A 19,447-nucleotide genomic window follows, 5' to 3' on the forward strand; every position below is an offset into this window, starting at 1 on the left:
GCGCGGCGCGTCTACACCGATCCCGCCTCGCCCGCCACATGGCGCGAGAGGCGGGCCGCGCAAAGCCAGCTCAGCCCCGCCATCGCCGCCGCCGTGGCGAGGCAGAGCGCGAGCCCGCCCGCCTGGTAGCTCAACCCCGACAGGACCGTGCCCGCCAGCCGCCCGGCGGCGTTCGACATGTAGTAGAACCCCACATCCATCGTTACCCGCTCGGCCTGCGCGAAGGCCAGGATCAGGTAGGAATGGAGCGACGAGTTGATTGCGAAGACCAGTCCGAAGACCAGGAGCCCCAGGACCAGCGTGACTGTCAGCCAGCCCGGCGTGCCCGTCGCCGCCATCGCGGCCAGCGCCAGCGCCGCGGGCACCAGCACCAGCGCGCCCGCCCAGATCCGCGCTAGAGTCACGATCCGCGCCAGAGGCAGGCGGGCCGCGCGCAGGAGCTTCGGCGCGCCGGCCTGCATCGCGCCGTAGAGGATGATCCAGAGCGCCATGAACCCGCCGACCTGGAAGAAGGTCGCTCGGTCGCCGGCCGCGCTTCCATCCGACAGCACCGCGTAAAAATAGATCGGAATGCCCACCACGAACCAGGTGTCGCGCGCGCCGAAGAGAAAGAGCCGCGCCGCCGAAAGCCGGTTGATATTGGCGTCCCTGGAGATGACCTCGGCAAATTTCGCGCCCCTTCGGCCCGCCGGAAGCCCGCGCGGCATCAGCAGCGCCACCGCCAAAAGGACCATCGCCAGCGCCGCCGCCATGCCCAGCACCGAGGCGCGGAACCCCGCGAGCGCCAGCAGTGCGGCACCCAGCAGGAACCCCAGCCCCTTGACCGCGTTCTTCGAGCCGGTCAGCAGCGCCACCCAGCGGAAAAGCGCGCCCTCCTGCGCTGGGGCCAGCAACTTGACCGCGCTTTTCGACGACATCTTGGCCAGATCCTTGGCCACGCCCGAGGCGCCCTGCACCGCCATCACGAAACCGACCGAGGCGGCGAGCGTCCAGCCGGGATCGAGCTGCGCCAGTGCCAGCAGCGCGGCCACCTGTATTCCGAGCCCCGCATAAAGGGTCGAGGTCAGCCCGAACCGCGCCGCGATCCAGCCCGCCGAAAGGTTGGTGACTATCCCCGCAACCTCATAGAGCAGGAAGAGCCAGGCCAGTTGCAGCGGCGTGAAGCCCAGCACGTGGAAATGCAGCAGCACCAGCATCCTGAGCGCGCCGTCCGTCAGCATGAAGGCCCAATAGGCCGCCGTCACCGCGCCATAGGCCGCAAGCCCGTCGCGCATCACGCCGCCCCGGCGATCAGCCGCGCCAGATCGGCCAGCCGGCAGGCATAGCCCCATTCGTTGTCATACCAGGCATAGAGCTTCACCTGCGTGCCCGCCACGACCATGGTGGAGGGTCCGTCGATGATGGCCGAGCGCGGGTCGTCGGTGTAATCGGCCGAGACGAGCGGCCGCTTCTCATAGCCCAGGATGCCCTTGAGGGGCCCGGCCGCCCAGGCTTCGAAAAGCCCGTTCACCTCGGCCACGTCGGTCTCGCGCACCATCTCGAAGACGCAATCCGTCAGGGAGGCGTTGAGCAGCGGCACCCGCACCGCATGCCCGTCGATCCGGCCCGCCAGTTCCGGATAGATCAGGGTGATCGCGGTGGCCGATCCGGTGGAGGTCGGGATGAGCGAATTGAGCCCCGACCGCGCCCGCCGCGCATCGCGCGCCGGACGGTCCACGATCGTCTGGGTGTTGGTCACGTCATGGATCGTGGTGATGGAGCCGTGGCGGATGCCGATCTCCTCGTGCAGCACCTTGACCACGGGCGCCAGGCAATTCGTGGTGCAGCTTGCGGCCGTCACGATGTGATGCACGGCCGGGTCGTAGAGATCGTGATTGATCCCGTAGACGAGGTTCAGGGCAGGGGCCTCTTTCACCGGGGCGGAGACCAGCAGCTTGCGCACTCCGGCTTCGAAATAGGGTTGCAGCCGCGCCGGGGTCTTGTGCGCCCCGGTGCACTCGATCACCAGATCGACGCCCATCTCCTCCAGCGGCAGTTCGGCGATGTCGCGCGCGCCCGTCACGCGCATCCTCTGGCCATTGACCGTCACCCCGTCCACGTCATGGACGATCCGTGCGTCCCAGCGGCCATGAACGGTGTCGAATTCCAGCCAGAGCGCGTGTTGCTCCGGCGTGCCTGCGATGTCGTTGATCAGCACAATCTCGCCCGCCGGATCGTCCGCCAGCGCGCGCAGCACGAGCTTGCCCATCCGGCCGAGGCCGTTCACTGCGATTCGCATCACGCGGTCTCCCCGGCCTCAGCGCCGATCTCGTCGACGGATTTCTGCATCGCCACCCGGTCAAGCTCTGAAAAGGGCAGGTTGGCGAAGGCCGCGATCCGGCGGCGCAGCATGGCATAGGCATCGGCGAAGGCGAGCGCGCGCTCGGCCTCGCTGCCCTCCGCGCGGGCCGGGTCGGGCATGCCCCAATGCGCGGTCAGCGGCAGGCCGGGCCAGGGCGGGCATTCCTCGCCCGCGGCCCGGTCGCAAACCGTGAAGACGAAATCGAAGGCGGGCGCGTCGGCGTCCCGGAATTCTTCCACGCCCTTGGCTCCCAGCGCCGCGGTGTCATGGCCGTTGCGCTCCAGCAACCGTTGCGCCTCGGGATGGAGCGCCGCGCCGGGCTGTGTTCCGGCCGACCAGACCTTGAACCGCCCGCCCCCCAGATCCCGGAGGAGCGCCTCGGCAAAGATCGACCGGGCGGAATTACGGGTGCAGATGAAAAGCACGTTGAAGGATGTCTCGGGCATGAGGGGTGTCTCCTTTTCCCGCGTGAAGACATGGCGCGCCGCCGGCGCGCAGAGATCCGGCCGGCCCCGGCAGCAATCGGCGACCAGGAAATCCACCAGCCCGCCGAGTGCCACCAGATCCGCGCGATACTCGATCGCCTTGCCGTGCCGCGTGCCATGCACCAGCCCGGCCTGCGCCAGCGCCGAAAGATAAACCGAAAGCGTGTTGGGTTTGATCGCCAGCGCCTCGGCCATCCGGCCCGGCCGGACCGGCCGGGGCGCATGCCGGACGAGCAGCCGGAACACGGCCAGGCGGCCGGGATGGCCGAGGGTGGTGAGGATGTTTGCCTGCCGGTTCAGTTCCATAATTCATGAATACTGGAATTATGTCTGCCCGCAAGTGAAGCTTTTATGGCGGCGGCCCGGCCCGCGTCACTCCACGGTGATCACAATCCGGTCAGAGGCCACGGGCGGGTCGTGCGGCGCATGATTGGCATCGCCCAGGACCAGTTGCAGGCTATGCTCGCCGGGGCTCAACATCAGTTCCACCTGCGTCTCCCCGGCGCCGAAATGCCGGTGATAGGCGTCTTTCGGGATGCCCGCGGCAGCCTTATCGGCAGAATAGGCCGACCGGTCGATGAACAGGTGGTGATGGCCCGCACCCTCGGCCTCGGTCCCCGCGGGCGCCACGCCCATGCCCTTGAGCCCGAAGATCACCGTCACCGGGCTCGACACGCGCGCGCCGTCCTCGAGGTTGACGAAATATAGCTCCGCGCCCTCGGGCGCTTGCGCGTCCCCGGCGAAAGCCGGCGCGGCCAGGCAAAGCGCCACCGCGCCGATGCGTGCAAACATGTTCATGGTCGGTCCTTTCTTTCGGATCGTGAATAGTCGGGCTGGCCCGCCGGAGCAATCGGCCGCCATGCCGCGCACGCAAAGGTGACATGCCGTGCGGCCTAGCCGAACATCTCCGACAGCCCCACCGTGCCGCATTCCCCGAGATCGCCGCGATGGGACAGCAGGAAGCGGTCCGCGGCATGCCGCCCCGCCTCCTTCAGCCGGTGCAGCACCACCGGGTTGGGCATCAGCTTCGTGGCTACCGAAAGCTGCGTCATCAGCGCATCGTCGGCGATCATGTGGACCAGCACATCCTTCATGCTGCGCGGTTCCACCGCGCCCTCCGCGATCAGCCGCTTGACGAAGGCGATCGCCCGCAACTCGCGCAGCAGAGAGGAGTTGAAGCTGATCTCGTTGATCCGGTTCTGGATGTCGCGGGCTGCCTTGGGCACCGCATCGCGACGGAGCGGATTGATGTTCACGATCACGATGTTGCGCGGCAGATCGGCCGCGAAAAGTGGAAAAAGCGCCGGGTTCCCGGTATAGCCGCCGTCCCAGAACGCCTCGCACCGCCCGGTCGCGGGATCGTCCCATTCCACCGCCCGGAAAAGCGTCGGCAGGCAGGCCGAGGCCAGGATCGTGTCTGTGCATATCTCCTCGCCGGTGAAGACGCGCACCTTTCCGCTGCGCACATTGGTGGCACAGATGTGAAGCGCCGGTCCCGACATCGCGCAGACGCTGTCCCAGTGGAACCGCTCCACGATGCGCCGCAGCGGGTTGTCGCCGGGCAGGGCATAGGGGCTCAGGATCCGGCCCATCGCATCTGCCCAGTTGAAGAAGGGCGAGGCGTCGAGCACGCGTGCAAGCTGCTCCACCGGTGGGCTCACGGCCGCCATCCAGTCGGCCAGCACCGGATCGCTCAGCGCGCCGATCTGCCTCCAGAGCCAGTCCAGATTTTCGCGTGCGCCCGCGCGCCCGCCCTCCAGCAGCCCCGCCTTCAGCGCCGCCCCGTTCAGCGCCCCCGCCGAGGTCGCCGATATCCCGGCGATCTCGATCGCCTCATCCTCCAGCAGCCGGTCCAGCACCCCCCAGGTGAAGGCGCCATGCGCCCCGCCGCCCTGGAGCGCCAGGTTGATCGCACGCGTCCGGCTCATGCGCGGCCCTCGCGCCCGGGTCCGTATTCTTCTTGCCGAAAATATCCTCGGGGGGCGCGGGGGGCAGACAGCCCCCCGCCCGTGGCCGCGCTCACAGCGCGGTCCACCCGCCATCGACCGAGATGGTCGTGCCGGTGATCTGCGCGGCGGCCTCCGAGCACAGGAAAACCGTGGTCCCGCCGATCTGCTCCACCGTGGCGAAGTCCTTGGACGGCTGGCGCGCGAGCATGACGTCGCGGATCACCGTCTCGCGGTCCATGCCGTATTCCTTCATCGTGTCGGGGATCTGCGCCTCCACCAGCGGGGTCAGCACGTAACCCGGACAGATCGCGTTGCAGGTGATGGGCTCTTCCGCGGTCTCCAGCGCCGTGGTCTTCGAGAGCCCAACGATCCCGTGCTTGGCGGCGATATAGGCCGATTTGAACGGCGAGGCCGTCAGCCCGTGCGCGGAGGCGATGTTGACCACGCGCCCCCAGCCTCGCTTGCGCATATGGGGCAGGGCGGCGGCGGTCGTGTGGAAGGCCGAACTCAGGTTGATGGCGATGATCGCGTCCCATTTCTCGACCGGAAAATCGGGGATCGGCGCCACGTGCTGGATCCCGGCATTGTTGACCAGGATATCGCAGCCGCCGGCTTCCTCGATCAGCGCGCGGCAGCGGTCGCCCTTCGACATGTCGGCCTGGATGTATCGGCAATTCACATCGTGCTCGCGGGCGATTCGCGCGGCCAGGTCGTGGTCTTCCGGATCGTCGGTATAGGAATTCAGAATCACCTGCGCGCCCGCCCGCGCCAGTTCCTCTGCGATGCCCAGCCCGATCCCGGAATTGGAGCCGGTGACGACCGCGGTCTTACCCTTCAGCGACATATGCGTGATCCTTCCATAGATGGCGTTGCGCTGGCCGCAGCGTACATGCTGCGACTGCGAAATGTCCATCTGCGCACCAGGAAGTGATGACCAAAAAAAACGCCCGCACGAGGCGGGCGTTGAGTTATTGAGGCAGGTTTCATACAGGCAAGAAACCTATCGAGCAGTGCCCTCTTTATAGGCGATCAGATGCTTGAGGCCAAGTTAAAAGTTTGAAAAACGCATGCCCGGTCAGTAGCCTACCCTTCACCGCTCGCGCAGATGCTTCAGGAGAGTTCCCGCATGACATTGCCCGATCTGCCGCGATGGGCCGCGAGGCTGGGCCTTTGCGCGCTTCTCCTCATTGGCGCCCCGGCCCGTGCGGAACCGCAGCATGGCATAGCTATGTATGGCGCCCCCGCGCTACCACCTGATTTTGTGGCACTGCCTTACGCCGACCCCGACGCCCCAAAGGGCGGGCGGATCGTCTTCGGGGAAACCGGCGGCTTCGATTCGCTCAATCCCTGGATCGTGAAGGGGCGGGCGCCCAATGCGATCCGGACGCTGATGTTCGAAACACTCCTGGGAAGAAATTGGGACGAGCCGTTCTCGCTATACGGGTTGCTCGCGGAAACCGTGGCAACCGGGCCGAATCGCGACTGGGTGGCCTTCACCCTGCGCGAGGCCGCGCGCTTCTCCGATGGCAGCCCGGTCACGGTCGAGGATGTGATCTGGTCAATCGAGACGCTGGGCACCGGGGGTCACCCGCGCTACCACGCCGCCTGGTCGAAAATCGAGGCGATCGAGAAGACCGGACCGCGCAGCCTGCGCGTGAGCTTCAACACCCCCGATCGGGAATTGCCGCTGATCATCGGGCTGCGGCCGATCCTCAAGAAGGCCGATTGGGAGGGCGTGGATTTCGCCGCTTCCAGCCTGCGGGTGCCGGTGGGCTCGGGCCCCTACCTGATCGGCGGGTTCGAGCCTGGCCGCTTCATCAGCTTCCGCCGCGACCCAGATTACTGGGGCCGCGATCTGGCCTTCAACCGCGGCCGGCACAATTTCGACGAGATACGCCATGAGTATTTCGCCGACGCCAACGTGATCTTCGAGGCGTTCAAGGCGGGCACGGTCACGACCTACCGGGAAGCCTCGGCCACGCGCTGGCGAACCGCCTATGACGTGCCGGCGGTGCACTCGGGCGAGATCGTGAAATCGGAAATCCCTCATCAGCGGCCCAGCGGCATCGCGGGCTTCGTGATGAACACCCGTCGGCCGGTCTTCGCGGATTGGCGGGTGCGCGAAGCGATGATCCTGGCCTTCAATTTCGAGTTCATCAGCCGGACCCTCAATGACGGGCTTGAGCCGCGCATCACGTCCTATTTCTCCAACTCCTTCCTGGGCATGGATCACGGCCCGGCCGAGGGGCGGGTGCGGGAATTGCTGGAGCCATTCGCGGGCAGCCTGCCGCCCGGCGCGCTCGAAGGCTACAGCCTGCCCGTGGCCGATGGGAGCCGGCGCAACCGCGCCAATCTGCGCCGCGCGGTGCGGCTCCTGGCCGAAGCGGGCTGGAGCGTGCGCGACGGCGCGTTGCGCGACGCCGCCGGGCGGCCCTTCCGCTTCGAGATCCTGTTGCAGGTCGGCGCGCAGGAGATCCAGGCGGCGGTCGATATCTACACCGGCGCGCTGGCGCGGCTGGGCATCACCCCGACGGTCAGCGTGGTCGATGCCGCGCAATACCGCGAGCGCACCAATTCATACGATTTCGACATGACCCCGATGAGCCGCGGCCTGTCGCTTTCGCCCGGCAACGAGCAGCGGCTCTACTGGGGCTCGCAGGTGGCCGACCTGCCTGGCGCGCGCAACTGGATGGGCATGAAGAGCCCCGCCGCCGACGCGATGATCGACGAGATGCTGACCGCGCGCAGCCGCGAGGGCTTCGTCGCCGCGGTCAAGGCGCTCGACCGGGTGCTGATGGCCGGGCGTTACGTGGTGCCGATCTGGCATTCCGACGTGTCGCGGATTGCGCATGCGCGGGAACTGCATTATCCCTCCAAGCTGCCCATATATGGCGACTGGCTGGGTTTTCAGCCCGATGTCTGGTGGTATGCGGAGTAGGGACAGGAATGGCACGGATATTACTGATCGTGAGCCTTGCGCTTTCGGCATGCGGCACCGTCGAGGGGATGGGGCAGGACATATCGAGCGGCGCGCGGGCGGTCCGGAACGCCTTCTGAGCCGGTCGGGCCGCTGCTATTCGGCGGCCGTGGGCCGGTTCGCCGGGATTGCGGGGCGCGTGGGATCTTTCGGATTCGGGTAGACCAGCCCGGCCGAGATCACCAGCTTCGCCGCGTCCTCGACTCCCATTTCCAGGAAGATCACGTCACGTTTCGGCACGAAGAGCAGGAAACCCGATGTCGGGTTCGGTGTCGTCGGCAGGAACACCGACAGCATCTCGTCATCGACGTGGATCGACCCCTTGATCTCGCCCTTCGCGGAGGTCGAGACGAAGGCGATGCACCAGATGCCGCGGCGCGGATACTCCACCAGGCAGGCTTTCTCGAAATTCGATTCCGTCTGGCTGAGCACCGTCTCGGCGATCTGCTTGAACCCGTTGTAGAGCGTGCGCACTATGGGCATGCGGTCGACAATCCGCTCGCCCCAATGGATCAGCGAGCGGCCGATCAGCCCCTTGGCCATCCAGCCCACCAGCATGGTGAAGACGAAGAAGATCACCACACCCACGCCGCGCACATCGACGCCGATATAGGTGGAGGGCTGGTATTTCTTGGGCACGAATGGCAGCACCCAGGCGTCGATCGCGCCGATTGTCCACCAGACCAGGTAGAGCGTCAGCGCCACCGGCGCCACGATGATCAGCCCGGTCAGAAAATTCGCGCGCAGCGCCGCGAGGCGGCCCGGTCTGTGGCGCCTGGCGCCGTTTTCCGCGTCTTCGTTCTTCATCGGGCGTCCGTTGCAAGCATCTGCCGTGACTGCTGCAATCTAGGCATGTTGGGCGTTTTGTACAATATCGGGCGGCGAAAGGGGCGGCGGCGGGTCAGCGCCCGGCGAGTTCGCAGGCAATCGCGGCTGCCAGCCGCGCGTTGTTGAGCAGAAGCGCGATATTGGCCTCCAGGCTGCGCCCCTCGGTCAACTCGAAAAGCCGCGCCAGCAGGAAGGGCGTCACCGCCTTGCCGCGGATGCCCTCGGCCTCGGCCTCGCGCTGGGCGCGGGCGATGAGCGGCGCAAGCTCTTCCAGCGGGATCTCGGCTTCCGGCGGGATCGGGTTGGCGACGAGCTGGCCGCCGGGCAGACCGAGCGCCGCGCGCAGGGCATGGGCGCGCGCGATCTCGGCGGCGCTGTCCATCCGCGCCGGCGCCGGCAGGCCGGAGCGGCGCGACCAGAAGGCGGGAAACTCGTCGCTGCCGTGGCAGATCACCGGCACGCCAAGCGTTTCCAGCACCTCGAGCGTCTTGGGCAGGTCGAGGATGGCCTTCGCCCCCGCCGCCACCACCGTCACCGGGGTCTGGGCAAGCTCGGCCAGATCGGCGGAGATGTCGAAACTCGTCTCCGCACCGGCATGGACCCCGCCGATGCCGCCGGTGGCGAAGACCGAAATGCCGGCCAGCCGGGCGCAGATCATCGTCGCGGCCACGGTGCAGGATCCGGTCTGCCGCCGCGCCAGGCAAAGCGCGAGATCGGCGCGGCTGAGCTTGGCGGCAGCCACGTCGCGAGCGAGCGCGGTCAGCGCCTCGGGTTCCAGCCCGACGCAGATACGTCCGTCAATGACCGCGACAGTCGCCGGCGTGGCATCCGCGGCGCGCACGGCCTCTTCGGCTGCCTTCGCGGTTTCCAGGTTGCGCGGCCAGGGCATGCCATGCGTGATGATGGTGCTTTCCAGCGCCACCACCGGCGCATTGCCTGCAAGGGCCGCGCGCACGGGCTGGCTGACGATGAGAGGCGCGTCGGTCATGTCTCCGTTTCTGGACCGCCGCACGCGCCGTGGCAAGGGGGCGCGGGGCAGGGGCTTGCATCCGGATCGAGGGTCTTGTAAAGGCCAAGCCACTTCACAGGCGGGGGCTGGGCCCTGCGGGGAGACATCCCGCAACGGTCCGCCGGTTGGGCATATGCCCTGATCCCCCGCCCAGGCGCAAACCGGAAAGGAAACCTTATGGCGCTCCCCGAATTCACATTGCGTCAGCTTCTCGAAGCTGGCGTCCATTTCGGCCACCAGACCCACCGCTGGAATCCGCGGATGGGCCCGTTCATCTATGGTGAGAAGAACGGCATCCACATCATCGACCTGACCCAGACCGTGCCGATGCTGGATGCGGCGCTCAACGTGGTGCGCGAGACGGTGGCCAAGGGCGGCCGCATCCTCTTCGTGGGCACCAAGCGGCAGGCGCAGCGCGCGATTGCCGATGCCGCGGAGCGCTCCGCGCAATATTACATGAACCACCGCTGGCTGGGCGGCACGCTGACCAACTGGAAGACCGTGTCGAATTCCATCTCGCGGCTCAAGGCGGTCGACGAACAGCTCGAAGACGGCGCCGGCGGGCTGACCAAGAAGGAACGCCTCGGCATGGAACGCGAGCAGACGAAACTCCAGTCCTCGCTCGGCGGCATCCGCGAAATGGGCGGCGTGCCCGATCTGCTCTTCGTCATCGACGTGAAGAAGGAACAGCTCGCCATCGCCGAGGCCAACAAGCTGGGCATTCCGGTCGTCGCGGTGGTGGACAGCAACTGCTCGCCCAACGGGGTGGACTACATCATCCCCGGCAACGACGACGCGGCCCGCGCCATCGCGCTCTACTGCGATCTGGTCGCGCGCGCGGCACTCGACGGGATGTCCGCGCAACTCGGCGCCGCCGGCGTCGATGTCGGCGAGATGGCCGAGGGCCTGGAAGAGCAGGCCGTCAAGGACGAGCCCGAGGCCGCGCAAGAGACCCCGGCCGAAAGCTGAGGCCGACCGCGCGTCGCGCAATCGACATGCGGCCGGTGCAGACTGCACCGGCCGCTTATGCAATCGAGCATTTCAGGAGACGATCATGGCAATCACCGCAGCACAGGTGAAAGAGCTCCGCGACCAGACCGGCGCGGGCATGATGGACGCAAAGAAGGCGCTGACCGAAACCGATGGCGACATCGCCGCCGCGGTGGACTGGCTGCGCACCAAGGGCCTGGCGAAGGCGGCGAAGAAATCCGGCCGGACCGCGGCCGAAGGGCTTGTCGGCCTGGCCGTCGAAGGCGGCAAGGGCGTGGCGGTCGAGGTCAATTCCGAGACCGACTTCGTTGCCAAGAACGCCGAGTTCCAGACCATGGTGGGCGACATCACGAAGGCCGCGCTCGGCGCCGCCGATCTCGACGCGCTGAAGGCCGCCGATCTGGGCGGCAAGTCCGTGGAGGAAGTGATCACCGGCAAGATCGCCACGATCGGCGAGAACCTGGCCCTGCGCCGCATGGCGAAGGTCGAGGGCGACAGCGTCGCCGCCTATGTCCATAACCAGATGGTCGACGGCATGGGCAAGATCGGCGTGCTGGTCGCGCTCAAGGGGCAGGACAACGGCATTGGCCGGCAGATCGCCATGCATGTCGCCGCGGCCAACCCGGCGTCGCTCTCGGAAGCCGATATCGACCCCGCTCTGGTCGAGCGCGAGAAAGCCGTCCTGACCGAGCAGGCCCGCGAATCGGGCAAGCCGGAGGCGGTCATCGAGAAGATGATCCAGGGCCGGATGAACAAGTTCTTCGAGGAGGTGACGCTGCTGAAGCAGAAATTCGTCATCAACCCCGATATCACCGTGGGCCAGGCGGCGACCGATGCGGGTGTCGAGGTGCTGGGCTTTGTCAGGCTGGAGGTCGGCGAGGGCATAGAGAAAAAGGAAGAGGATTTCGCCGCCGAAGTCGCCAAGGTGGCCGGAAACTGACATCCCGGATGTTGATTTGAAAGCGAAAAACGGTGCCGCCTTGCGACGGCACCGTTCCCCTCGGGCAGCACGTGTCTGGGGATGAGAGACAGGCGACCCGGATTACCGATGAAGACCGGGTGCGACCGGAAAAAACCGGATCGACCCCCGGTTGTCGGAGGAACCGGCAGGCCCCCCCGAAAACACCGGGGCTGAACCTGCCGGAATGTTCCATGGCTATAATGCCACCACTCACGGAACGGTGACAGGATGCCATGTTCTTTTGGGTAAATAAAGTGGGGGATTCCGGCACAAAGGTCTGGAATTCCTTACCCATTGGCGAATCAACAATTCAGCCCGGTATCGTGAAGAACTGGTTCTGGACGGACGCCTTCAGAATCGCCTGCGCCGTGTTCTCGGCGTCGAGCGCTTCCCGCGCGCGGCGCAGATGTTTTTCAACTGTCGCTTGCGTGAGTCCCAGCAGGCAGGCGACATCCTGGGTTGTCTTTCCGTCGGCCACCCATTGCAGGACTTCGCGCTGGCGCTCGGTCAGCTTGCGCCCCTCGGAATAGGGCAGTTGGGTGATCCGCATATGCGCGACATTGCTCAGAAGCACGATCTCGTCGCCGGATGCCGCCCAGATCAACTCGACGTCTTCCTGGTTCAGATCGGTCCGCGCGCGCAAGCCCACCGCGGCGCGGCAGCGCGTGTTGCCTTCCTCGAAACTGATCGTATAGCCGGCGTGCAGCCCCATGCGCCGGTTCATCTCGACCACCTCGATCTCCTTCTCGCTGAGGCTCCCCTCACTCTGCCAGCGCTCGATCTTGCCCCAGCTACAGGCGCCCGTATGGCGCGCCGCCCAGCGGATCATCGGGCCGTGGTTGTAGAAGCCTTCGTCGAGAAACAGTCGGATATATTCCTGTTCGTGGTTGGTCAGGATGACCGCATCGCGTAAATCGCCGAAATTGTGCTGCCCCATGAACCGGGTATAGCCATAGAGAAGCCTGTCGAACCCGTAATCGGCCATGCGTTCAAGATAGAGCAGCCAGACCTCCTCGATGCTTCTGGCATTGGTGATCGCGGTCAATTGGCCGACGAAGTTCTTCATGTCGCCGCGTCCGTTGCGCCTGAGAGATGCGATGCCAGCGCATCCATCGCCAATACGTATCCGGTCGCTCCGAAGCCGCAGATCTGGCCGAGCGCCACGGGCGCGATATGACTGTGATGGCGGAAAGCCTCGCGGGCGTGGATGTTCGACAGATGCACCTCGACCACCGGCAGCCCGACCGACGCGATCGCGTCGCGCAATGCAACCGAAGTATGCGTGTAGGCGCCGGCATTCAGGATCAGCCCGTCATGCGTTCCCACCGCCGCATGGATCGCCTCCACCAGCTCGCCCTCGTGGTTGGACTGGCTGAAGGCCAGCTCGACCCCGAGCCGTTCAGCATGCGTGCGGCACATGACTTCGATATCGTTCAATGTCGTGCGCCCGTATATCTCGGGCTGACGCCGCCCCAGAAGATTGAGGTTCGGTCCATTGAGAATGGCCAGCGATTTCATAACGTTCATCCCTAAACTGTCGGCAGGATATTGCTCATGGCAGGACCTGTCGAGTGATATGCTTGTCGTGTTACAAATCGGCGCCCGGACGCCGGTTCTGTTTGTATCGAAGTCTCTGGTCATATCGGCCCCGGATGGGCTAAAGCCAGTGAAAGAGCCGAGGGGGTGACGGATGGACAGCTATGACGTGGTCATTGCCGGCGGTGCGGTCATGGGCAGCGCATGCGCCTACTGGTTGTCGCATATGGACGGATTTTCCGGCCGCGTGCTGGTCGTCGAGCCCGATCCCGGCTACGCCACGGCCTCCACCGCGCTTTCCGTAGCGTCGATCCGCCTGCAGTTCTCCAATCGGATCAATGTGGAGATATCGCGCTTCGGACTGGAGTTCATCCGCAACGCCTCGCGCTATCTGGGCAAGGAGGGCGGGGTGCATGATTTGTGCCTGCGCGAGAACGGGTATCTTTTTCTGGCCGGTAGTGATGCACAAGACGAAATTCTTCGCAATAACTGCGCCTTGCAGCGCGATCTTGGTGCCGAAACCGAGCTCCTGGATCCTGCGGCGCTGGCTGCGCTGTTTCGGTTCCTGAACCTTTCCGATGTCACCTCGGGCTCGTTCGGGCCTCGCCATGAAGGCTGGTTCGACAATATGGGCCTTCTGGGCGGCCTGCGTCGAGCAGCCCGCGCGCGCGGTGTGGACTACGTGACCGACCGGGTCACGGGGCTGCAACAGGATGGCGGCCGGATCACCGCGGTCGAACTGGCTTCGGGGCGGCGGGTCGCCGCAGGCGCGCTGGTGAATGCCGCCGGCACACGTGGTGCCGAAATCGCCCGTATGGCAGGTAAGGATATTCCCATAGAGGCCCGGAAACGGACGGTTTTCATCATTGATGCCCCGAATGCGGTTCACCCGGATGCGCCGCTTCTGGTCGACCATACGGGCTTTTACCTGCGGCCCGAGGGCGATCAATGGCTGTGCGCGACCATCCCACAGGACGATCCCGCCGTGGACCCCGACGATTTCGAGCCGCGCTATCAGGAATTCGAAGACCTGATCTGGCCGCGGCTCTGGGCACGGGCGCCGGGCTTCGATGCGATCAAGATCCTGCGCATGTGGGCGGGGCATTACAGCTACAACCGCCTCGACGCCAACGCGATCGTCGGCGCGCATCCGGAGATTTCGAATTTCTACTTCGCCAATGGCTTCAGCGGCCACGGATTGCAACAGGCGCCGGCCGTGGGTCGCGGGATCGCGGAACTGATCTGCCACGGGGAATACCGCAGCCTCGATCTGTCGGAGCTTGGTGTGGCGCGCATATTGGAGAACCGTCCGTTCCGGGAAATCGCTATCGTCTAGGGACTTGGCGCGCGATGCTTACCGGACGGCACAGTCACATATTTTACATAATTCATATTATACGCATCAGCCCAATGCGTATCCGGCGCCGCGCACCGTGCGCAACGGGTCTTCCCCGCCATGTTTGCAGAGCGCTTTGCGCAGCCGACCGATATGCACGTCCACCGTCCGCGTATCCACATAGATGTCGCGCCCCCAGACCCGGTCGAGAAGTTGCTCGCGGCTCCAGACGCGGCCGGGTTTCTCCATGAAGGCTGCCAGCAGGCGGAATTCGGTCGGCCCCAGCTTCACGGCATTGCCGTCGCGGAAGACCTTGTGCTGTTCGGAATCGAGCGTGATGTCCCCGAAGCTCAGCTCCTGTCCCACGGTCGCGGGCCGCGTGCGCCGGAGCTGCGCGCGGATACGCGCCAGAAGCTCCGAAACGGAATACGGCTTGACCACGTAGTCGTCCGCGCCGGTCTCCAGCCCGCGCACGCGGTCCACTTCCTCCGACCGGGCCGAGAGCATGATCACCGGGATCGCGCGGGTCTCGTTGCGGGTCTTGAGCCGCCGGCAGACCTCGATGCCCGAGACATTGGGCAGCATCCAGTCCAGCACGATGATGTCCGGCGATTCCTCGGCCGTCAGCAAAAGCGCCTCCTCGCCATTGGCCGCACGCGCGGTGCGGAAACCTTCGGCCTCCAGATTGTAGGCAAGCACCTCACGCTGGGCCGGTTCATCCTCCACCACCAAGACGAGCGGTGCGGTCGGGACAGCCATCAGTCGTCCTCCCCACCGGGATCATAAGGCGTCGTGCTGGTCTTGTCGCCCTTGGGGCGGTCATCTTCGGGCCGCGCGCCGGTGACGAGATAGATCACTTCCTCGGCGATCGAGGTCACATGGTCGCCCATGCGCTCGATATTCTTGGCGATGAAATGCAGATGCATGCAGGCGGTGATATTGCGCGGGTCTTCCATCATGTGGGTCAGGAACTCGCGGAATAGCGAATTGTACATCTGGTCCACTTCACGGTCGCGCTCCCGCACGTCCTGCGCCAGGTCTGCGTCCCGCTGGATGTAAGCGTCCAGCGCATCGCGCAGCATCAACTCCACCGCACGGGCCTGGCGGCGCAGGGCACTGGCCGCACCGCTGACCGGCTGCATCTCGACCAGGATCGAGGTGCGCTTGGCCATGTTCTTGGAATAGTCCCCCACCCGTTCGAGATTGGCGGCGATCTTCATCACCGTCAGCACCGTGCGCAGGTCGCCCGCCGTCGGCGAGCGCAACGCCAGCAGCCGCGCGGCCTCCTCGTCCACCTGCTCTTCCAGATTGTCCACCTGGCGGTCGCTCTGCACGACGCTGCGCGCCAGTTCCTCGTCGCGCAGCTCCAGCGATTTCGCGGCCAGCGATATCTCCGTCTCGACCATGCCGCCCATCTTCATGATGAGCGCCTGGATCCCTTCGAGGTCGCGGTCGAAGCCCGAGACGATATGTTTCTGTTCCATCATTTTGCTCTCCGTCAGCCGATCCGGCCGGTGATATAGCTTTCGGTCCGCGGGTCTTCCGGGTTGGTGAATATGTCGCCGGTGTCGCCGTATTCGACCAGATTGCCGAGGTGGAAGAAGGCGGTCTTCTGGCTGACCCGCGCAGCCTGTTGCATCGAGTGGGTCACAATCACCACCGAATAGTCGCGGCGCAGCTCGTCGATCAGTTCCTCCACCTGCGCGGTGGCGATGGGGTCGAGCGCCGAACAGGGTTCGTCCATCAAGAGCACCTCCGGCGCCGTGGCCACCGCGCGGGCGATGCAGAGCCGCTGCTGCTGACCGCCGGAAAGCCCGGTGCCGGGCTCATCGAGCCGGTCCTTGACCTCGTCCCAGATCGCCCCGCGCCGAAGCGCCTTTTCCACGATCTCGTCGAGCTCGGCCTTGTTGCTGGCCAGCCCGTGGATGCGCGGGCCGTAGGCCACATTGTCGTAGATGGACTTGGGGAACGGGTTGGGCTTCTGAAAGACCATGCCGACCTGAGCGCGCAACTGCACGGGGTCCACGCGTTTGGCGTAGATATCGGCGCCGTCCATCTCGATCTTGCCTTCGACACGGCAGATGTCGATGGTGTCGTTCATGCGGTTGAGGCAGCGCAGGAAGGTGGATTTCCCGCAGCCCGACGGGCCGATGAACGCGGTCACGGTATTGTCCAGGATATCGACGCTCACATCCTTGATCGCATGGGTCTCGCCGTAGAAAACCTGCACGTCGCGGGCCGATATCTTGATCGTCTTCTGGTCCACCTTGCGCTCCAGTCTGGTCATGTCGTTCATAGCTTGGACCCTCTCTTTACCATTTCCGCTCGAATTTGCTGCGCAGGAAAATGGCCAATGCGTTCATGGCGATCAGGAAGCCCAGCAGCACCAGGATCGCGGCCGAGGTGCGCGAGACGAAGCCGCGCTCGGGGCTGTCGGCCCAGATGAAAATCTGCGTGGGCAAAGCGGTGGCGCTGGAGAACGGCGTCTCCGGCGCAGAGGTGATGAAGGCGTTCATGCCGATCAGCAAAAGCGGTGCTGTCTCCCCCAGCGCCTGCGCGAGACCGATGATCGTGCCCGTCAGAATGCCCGGCATGGCCAGCGGCAGCACGTGGCCGAAGACCACCTGCTGGCGCGAGGCCCCTACCCCCAGCGCTGCCTCGCGGATTGAGGGCGGAACCGCCTTGAGCGCTGCGCGCGTGGCGATGATGATCGTGGGCAGCGTCATGAGCGCCAGCGTCATACCGCCCACGAAAGGCGCCGAACGTGGCAGGCCGAACCAGCCCAGGAAGACCGCCAGCGCCAGGAGCCCGAAAACAACCGACGGCACCGCGGCCAGGTTATTGATGTTGATCTCGATCAGGTCGCTGATCCGGTTCTTCGGTGCGAATTCCTCCAGGTAGATGGCCGCGCCGATGCCCACGGGAAAGGCCAGCAGGAAACAGGTCATCAGTGCGTAGAACGAGCCCAGAAGCGCACCCTTCAGCCCGGCAAGCTCGGGGAAGCGCGAGTCTGCATTGGTCAGCAGCGCGGTGTTGAGCGGCTTGCTGATCAGCCCGGCTTCGGCCAGTTGGTCGAATCGGGCGATCTCGTCATCCTTGAGCCGGCGGTGTTCCTCTGGCGTGTCGCGATCCAGAAGCCCCTTGGCGAGCTGGTCGTAATTGTCCGAGACCGGCACCTCCACCCGGATCGTCTGGCCGATCAGGTCCGGGTTCTCGACCACCCGGTCGCGGATGATGAACTGCGCCCCGTTCGAGACGATGCCGGTGGCGCTGCGCAGATCCGCCCTGTCCTCGATCTCGGGGAAGAGGTTTGCGACCGCTTCGCCGACGATGGCGCGGAAATTGCCGCGCGCCGGATTGTCGGCGCGGATATGCGCGGGGTCGAGACGGACCTCCATCGCGACATGGGTCTGGCGGAAAGCCTGGTAGCCGGTGGAGAGGAGCGAGCCGACCAGGATGAAGAGCATCGCGAAGGCCACCGAAATCGCGGCGAGTCCCAGCCCCTTCAGCCAGAACTGCCGGCGCTTGCGGCGGGCCAGCCGCGCACCGATGGCCGGGTCGGACCAGTTGATCCGCAGCGTGGCGGACGTGTCGCCGCGTTCGGCTTGCATGTCGGTCATTATCGGGTCCTCAATCGTAGATTTCGCGGTATTTGCGCACGATGCGCAGCGCGAAGATGTTGATGCCGAGCGTCACCAGGAAGAGCATCATGCCCAGGGCGAAGGCCGCCAGCGTCTTGGGGTTGTCGAAGGCCGTGTCGCCGATCAGCAGCGTGACGATCTGCACCGTCACGGTGGTCACGCTGTCGAGCGGGTTGATCGTCATCTTGGCGATCAGCCCCGCGGCCATGACCACGATCATCGTCTCGCCGATGGCGCGGCTCACCGCCAGAAGAACGCCGCCCACGATGCCGGGGATGGCGGCGGGAAAGAGCACTTTCGTCACCGTCTCCGCGGGCGTGGCGCCCAGCGCCAGCGAGCCGTCGCGCAGCGATTGCGGGACCGCCGAGAGCGCATCGTCGGCGAAGGAGGAGATAAAAGGCACCAGCATGATCCCCATCACCCCGCCCGCCGCAAGTGCGGTGTTGGGCGCGATCGCGATGCCAAGCTCGGCACCCGCCGCGCGCAGCGCCGGGGCCACGACGAGAATGGCGAAGAAGCCGTAGACGACCGTCGGCACGCCCGCCAGCACTTCCAGAACCGGCTTGACGACGGACCGGACCCGCGGCGTGGCGAACTCGTTGAGGTATATGGCCGAGAAGAGCCCGATGGGCGTCGCAATGAACATCGCCACCACCGAGATCACGAGCGTGCCCAGGAAGACCGGCAGCATCCCGAAGGCGCCCACGGCGGCGACCTGGTCCTCGCGGATCGGGATCTGCGGCTCCCAGTTGGTGCCGAAGAGGAACTCGTGGACGGGCACCATGCGGAAGAAGCGCCAGGTCTCGAAGACCAGCGAGACGACGATTCCCAGGGTCACGAAAATTGCCGCCGTGGCGCAGGCGATCATGATCCAGTGGACGATCCCCTCCACCCCCTGACGGGCGCGGAACTCGGCCGAGACGGTGCGGCGCGCGTAGACCAGGGCCGCCGCCATGATCCCGACCAGCCCCGCGATCATCAGCCAGCCGGCGGTGGCGCGCAGGCCGGTCATCCGCTCGGCCGCCTCCAGCTTCCACGGCTCGGGTTCGCCGAAGACGCGCCCGCCGGCGATCGACCTGATCTCGGCCAGAACGAGTTGCCGCTCGCCCGCGCCAAGTCCCTCCAGCACCCTGTCCGGCAGGCCGGACATCACCAGCCAGTCCACCACCGATCCCTGAAGAAGCAGCCACAGCACGATGAAGAAGAAGGCCGGTACGATGACCAGCAGCGCGGCGAACCCGCCGTGGAAGGTCGTGAGCGAATGCAGCCGCGCACCGTCGGCCCGGATCGCCTTCGCCGCGCGCAGGTTCAAAACGTATCCGATCGTCGCGGCGGCAAGCAGCAGAACGAAGGCGAGCAGGGTCATGTCGACGCGTCCCCAATTCGATGAATTG

At 65.7% G+C, this 19,447-nt stretch carries 20 protein-coding genes; 5 read left to right on the forward strand and 15 right to left on the reverse strand.

Annotated features, from left to right (window positions below; all coding sequences use genetic code 11):
* Positions 1–11: 11 nt before the first annotated feature.
* From arsJ to DDZ14_RS07100, 6 genes are all read right to left on the reverse strand, one after another.
* The gene (gene arsJ / locus DDZ14_RS07075; protein ID WP_109424248.1) at positions 12–1,274 is read right to left on the reverse strand and encodes an organoarsenical effux MFS transporter ArsJ; all 1,263 of its coding nucleotides are present in this window, start codon (positions 1,272–1,274) and stop codon (positions 12–14) included.
* Complete coding sequence (locus tag DDZ14_RS07080; RefSeq protein WP_109424249.1) at positions 1,274–2,281, reverse strand: ArsJ-associated glyceraldehyde-3-phosphate dehydrogenase; 1,008 nt, start codon at positions 2,279–2,281, stop codon at positions 1,274–1,276. The genes arsJ and DDZ14_RS07080 overlap by 1 nt, the downstream gene beginning before the upstream one ends.
* Positions 2,278–3,132 (reverse strand): helix-turn-helix domain-containing protein, encoded by an 855-nt coding sequence (locus DDZ14_RS07085; RefSeq protein ID WP_199221305.1) that lies wholly within the window; start codon positions 3,130–3,132, stop codon positions 2,278–2,280. Before DDZ14_RS07085 ends, DDZ14_RS07080 begins: the two co-directional genes overlap by 4 nt.
* A 66-nt stretch (positions 3,133–3,198) precedes the next feature.
* Positions 3,199–3,624, reverse strand: a complete 426-nt coding sequence (locus DDZ14_RS07090; protein ID WP_369914635.1) for a DUF4399 domain-containing protein — start codon at positions 3,622–3,624, stop codon at positions 3,199–3,201.
* Between the two features lie 95 nt (positions 3,625–3,719).
* A complete protein-coding gene (locus tag DDZ14_RS07095) occupies positions 3,720–4,754 on the reverse strand; it encodes a patatin-like phospholipase family protein (RefSeq protein ID WP_109424250.1) in 1,035 nt (344 codons plus the stop codon).
* 91 nt (positions 4,755–4,845) lie between these two features.
* Positions 4,846–5,619 (reverse strand): 3-hydroxybutyrate dehydrogenase, encoded by a 774-nt coding sequence (locus tag DDZ14_RS07100; protein WP_109424302.1) that lies wholly within the window; start codon positions 5,617–5,619, stop codon positions 4,846–4,848.
* Positions 5,620–5,901: 282 nt separating this feature from the next.
* Here DDZ14_RS07100 and DDZ14_RS07105 point away from each other — a divergent pair, with 282 nt between their 5' ends.
* Positions 5,902–7,713 carry an extracellular solute-binding protein gene (locus DDZ14_RS07105; protein WP_109424303.1) on the forward strand — a complete coding sequence of 604 codons (1,812 nt, stop codon included), beginning with the start codon at positions 5,902–5,904 and terminating at the stop codon, positions 7,711–7,713.
* Between the two features lie 8 nt (positions 7,714–7,721).
* A complete protein-coding gene (locus tag DDZ14_RS07110) occupies positions 7,722–7,832 on the forward strand; it encodes an entericidin A/B family lipoprotein (protein ID WP_109424251.1) in 111 nt (36 codons plus the stop codon).
* Between the two features lie 16 nt (positions 7,833–7,848).
* On the opposite strand, the gene DDZ14_RS07115 is transcribed toward DDZ14_RS07110, so the two are convergent.
* Positions 7,849–8,559: a DUF502 domain-containing protein gene (locus tag DDZ14_RS07115; RefSeq protein WP_109424252.1), complete on the reverse strand. Its 711-nt coding sequence runs from the start codon at positions 8,557–8,559 to the stop codon at positions 7,849–7,851.
* A 94-nt stretch (positions 8,560–8,653) separates the two neighbouring features.
* On the reverse strand, positions 8,654–9,568 hold the full coding sequence (locus DDZ14_RS07120; RefSeq protein ID WP_109424253.1) for a pseudouridine-5'-phosphate glycosidase: 915 nt from the start codon (positions 9,566–9,568) through the stop codon (positions 8,654–8,656).
* Positions 9,569–9,766: 198 nt separating this feature from the next.
* Between DDZ14_RS07120 and rpsB the strand changes: the two genes are divergently transcribed.
* Positions 9,767–10,558: a 30S ribosomal protein S2 gene (gene rpsB / locus DDZ14_RS07125; RefSeq protein WP_109424254.1), complete on the forward strand. Its 792-nt coding sequence runs from the start codon at positions 9,767–9,769 to the stop codon at positions 10,556–10,558.
* Between the two features lie 85 nt (positions 10,559–10,643).
* Positions 10,644–11,519, forward strand: a complete 876-nt coding sequence (gene tsf, locus DDZ14_RS07130; RefSeq protein WP_109424255.1) for a translation elongation factor Ts — start codon at positions 10,644–10,646, stop codon at positions 11,517–11,519.
* Positions 11,520–11,850: 331 nt separating this feature from the next.
* Here tsf and DDZ14_RS07135 read toward each other — a convergent pair whose 3' ends face one another.
* Together DDZ14_RS07135 and aroQ are read right to left on the reverse strand one after the other, a co-directional pair.
* The gene (locus tag DDZ14_RS07135) at positions 11,851–12,606 is read right to left on the reverse strand and encodes a LuxR family transcriptional regulator (RefSeq protein ID WP_109424256.1); all 756 of its coding nucleotides are present in this window, start codon (positions 12,604–12,606) and stop codon (positions 11,851–11,853) included.
* Positions 12,603–13,058 (reverse strand): type II 3-dehydroquinate dehydratase, encoded by a 456-nt coding sequence (gene aroQ, locus DDZ14_RS07140; RefSeq protein ID WP_109424257.1) that lies wholly within the window; start codon positions 13,056–13,058, stop codon positions 12,603–12,605. Before aroQ ends, DDZ14_RS07135 begins: the two co-directional genes overlap by 4 nt.
* A 172-nt stretch (positions 13,059–13,230) precedes the next feature.
* Between aroQ and DDZ14_RS07145 the strand changes: the two genes are divergently transcribed.
* Positions 13,231–14,412 (forward strand): FAD-binding oxidoreductase, encoded by a 1,182-nt coding sequence (locus tag DDZ14_RS07145; RefSeq protein ID WP_109424258.1) that lies wholly within the window; start codon positions 13,231–13,233, stop codon positions 14,410–14,412.
* Positions 14,413–14,478: 66 nt separating this feature from the next.
* Here the strand turns inward: DDZ14_RS07145 and phoB are convergent, their stop codons facing one another.
* Genes phoB through pstC form a run of 5 tightly spaced genes read right to left on the reverse strand, consistent with a single transcriptional unit; the run spans position 14,479 to position 19,419 of the window.
* The gene (phoB, locus tag DDZ14_RS07150; RefSeq protein ID WP_109424259.1) at positions 14,479–15,171 is read right to left on the reverse strand and encodes a phosphate regulon transcriptional regulator PhoB; all 693 of its coding nucleotides are present in this window, start codon (positions 15,169–15,171) and stop codon (positions 14,479–14,481) included.
* Positions 15,171–15,896 (reverse strand): phosphate signaling complex protein PhoU, encoded by a 726-nt coding sequence (gene phoU / locus DDZ14_RS07155; protein ID WP_109424304.1) that lies wholly within the window; start codon positions 15,894–15,896, stop codon positions 15,171–15,173. The genes phoB and phoU overlap by 1 nt, the downstream gene beginning before the upstream one ends.
* 14 nt (positions 15,897–15,910) lie before the next feature.
* Entirely contained in the window at positions 15,911–16,708 is a 798-nt protein-coding gene (gene pstB, locus DDZ14_RS07160; RefSeq protein ID WP_109424260.1) for a phosphate ABC transporter ATP-binding protein PstB, read from the reverse strand.
* 16 nt (positions 16,709–16,724) lie between these two features.
* Positions 16,725–18,032, reverse strand: a complete 1,308-nt coding sequence (pstA, locus tag DDZ14_RS07165; RefSeq protein ID WP_233252512.1) for a phosphate ABC transporter permease PstA — start codon at positions 18,030–18,032, stop codon at positions 16,725–16,727.
* Positions 18,033–18,042: 10 nt separating this feature from the next.
* The gene (pstC, locus tag DDZ14_RS07170) at positions 18,043–19,419 is read right to left on the reverse strand and encodes a phosphate ABC transporter permease subunit PstC (protein WP_109424261.1); all 1,377 of its coding nucleotides are present in this window, start codon (positions 19,417–19,419) and stop codon (positions 18,043–18,045) included.
* Between the last annotated feature and the right edge of the window lie 28 nt (positions 19,420–19,447).

Origin of the sequence: Maritimibacter sp. 55A14, assembly GCF_003122205.1 — a bacterium.
Classification (GTDB): Bacteria; Pseudomonadota; Alphaproteobacteria; order Rhodobacterales; family Rhodobacteraceae; genus QEYE01.

Excerpts from the sequence above, each read along its gene's own strand:
- DDZ14_RS07090 (WP_369914635.1), bottom strand. The coding sequence starts at position 3,624 with ATGAACATGTTTGCACGCATCGGCGCGGTGGCGCTTTGCCTGGCCGCG.
- phoU (WP_109424304.1), bottom strand. The coding sequence starts at position 15,896 with ATGGAACAGAAACATATCGTCTCGGGCTTCGACCGCGACCTCGAAGGG.
- tsf (WP_109424255.1), top strand. The coding sequence starts at position 10,644 with ATGGCAATCACCGCAGCACAGGTGAAAGAGCTCCGCGACCAGACCGGC.
- rpsB (WP_109424254.1), top strand. The coding sequence starts at position 9,767 with ATGGCGCTCCCCGAATTCACATTGCGTCAGCTTCTCGAAGCTGGCGTC.
- phoB (WP_109424259.1), bottom strand. The coding sequence starts at position 15,171 with ATGGCTGTCCCGACCGCACCGCTCGTCTTGGTGGTGGAGGATGAACCG.
- pstA (WP_233252512.1), bottom strand. The coding sequence starts at position 18,032 with ATGACCGACATGCAAGCCGAACGCGGCGACACGTCCGCCACGCTGCGG.
- pstC (WP_109424261.1), bottom strand. The coding sequence starts at position 19,419 with ATGACCCTGCTCGCCTTCGTTCTGCTGCTTGCCGCCGCGACGATCGGA.
- DDZ14_RS07120 (WP_109424253.1), bottom strand. The coding sequence starts at position 9,568 with ATGACCGACGCGCCTCTCATCGTCAGCCAGCCCGTGCGCGCGGCCCTT.
- DDZ14_RS07085 (WP_199221305.1), bottom strand. The coding sequence starts at position 3,132 with ATGGAACTGAACCGGCAGGCAAACATCCTCACCACCCTCGGCCATCCC.
- pstB (WP_109424260.1), bottom strand. The coding sequence starts at position 16,708 with ATGAACGACATGACCAGACTGGAGCGCAAGGTGGACCAGAAGACGATC.
- DDZ14_RS07110 (WP_109424251.1), top strand. The coding sequence starts at position 7,722 with ATGGCACGGATATTACTGATCGTGAGCCTTGCGCTTTCGGCATGCGGC.
- aroQ (WP_109424257.1), bottom strand. The coding sequence starts at position 13,058 with ATGAAATCGCTGGCCATTCTCAATGGACCGAACCTCAATCTTCTGGGG.
- DDZ14_RS07145 (WP_109424258.1), top strand. The coding sequence starts at position 13,231 with ATGGACAGCTATGACGTGGTCATTGCCGGCGGTGCGGTCATGGGCAGC.
- DDZ14_RS07115 (WP_109424252.1), bottom strand. The coding sequence starts at position 8,559 with ATGAAGAACGAAGACGCGGAAAACGGCGCCAGGCGCCACAGACCGGGC.
- arsJ (WP_109424248.1), bottom strand. The coding sequence starts at position 1,274 with ATGCGCGACGGGCTTGCGGCCTATGGCGCGGTGACGGCGGCCTATTGG.
- DDZ14_RS07105 (WP_109424303.1), top strand. The coding sequence starts at position 5,902 with ATGACATTGCCCGATCTGCCGCGATGGGCCGCGAGGCTGGGCCTTTGC.
- DDZ14_RS07095 (WP_109424250.1), bottom strand. The coding sequence starts at position 4,754 with ATGAGCCGGACGCGTGCGATCAACCTGGCGCTCCAGGGCGGCGGGGCG.
- DDZ14_RS07135 (WP_109424256.1), bottom strand. The coding sequence starts at position 12,606 with ATGAAGAACTTCGTCGGCCAATTGACCGCGATCACCAATGCCAGAAGC.
- DDZ14_RS07100 (WP_109424302.1), bottom strand. The coding sequence starts at position 5,619 with ATGTCGCTGAAGGGTAAGACCGCGGTCGTCACCGGCTCCAATTCCGGG.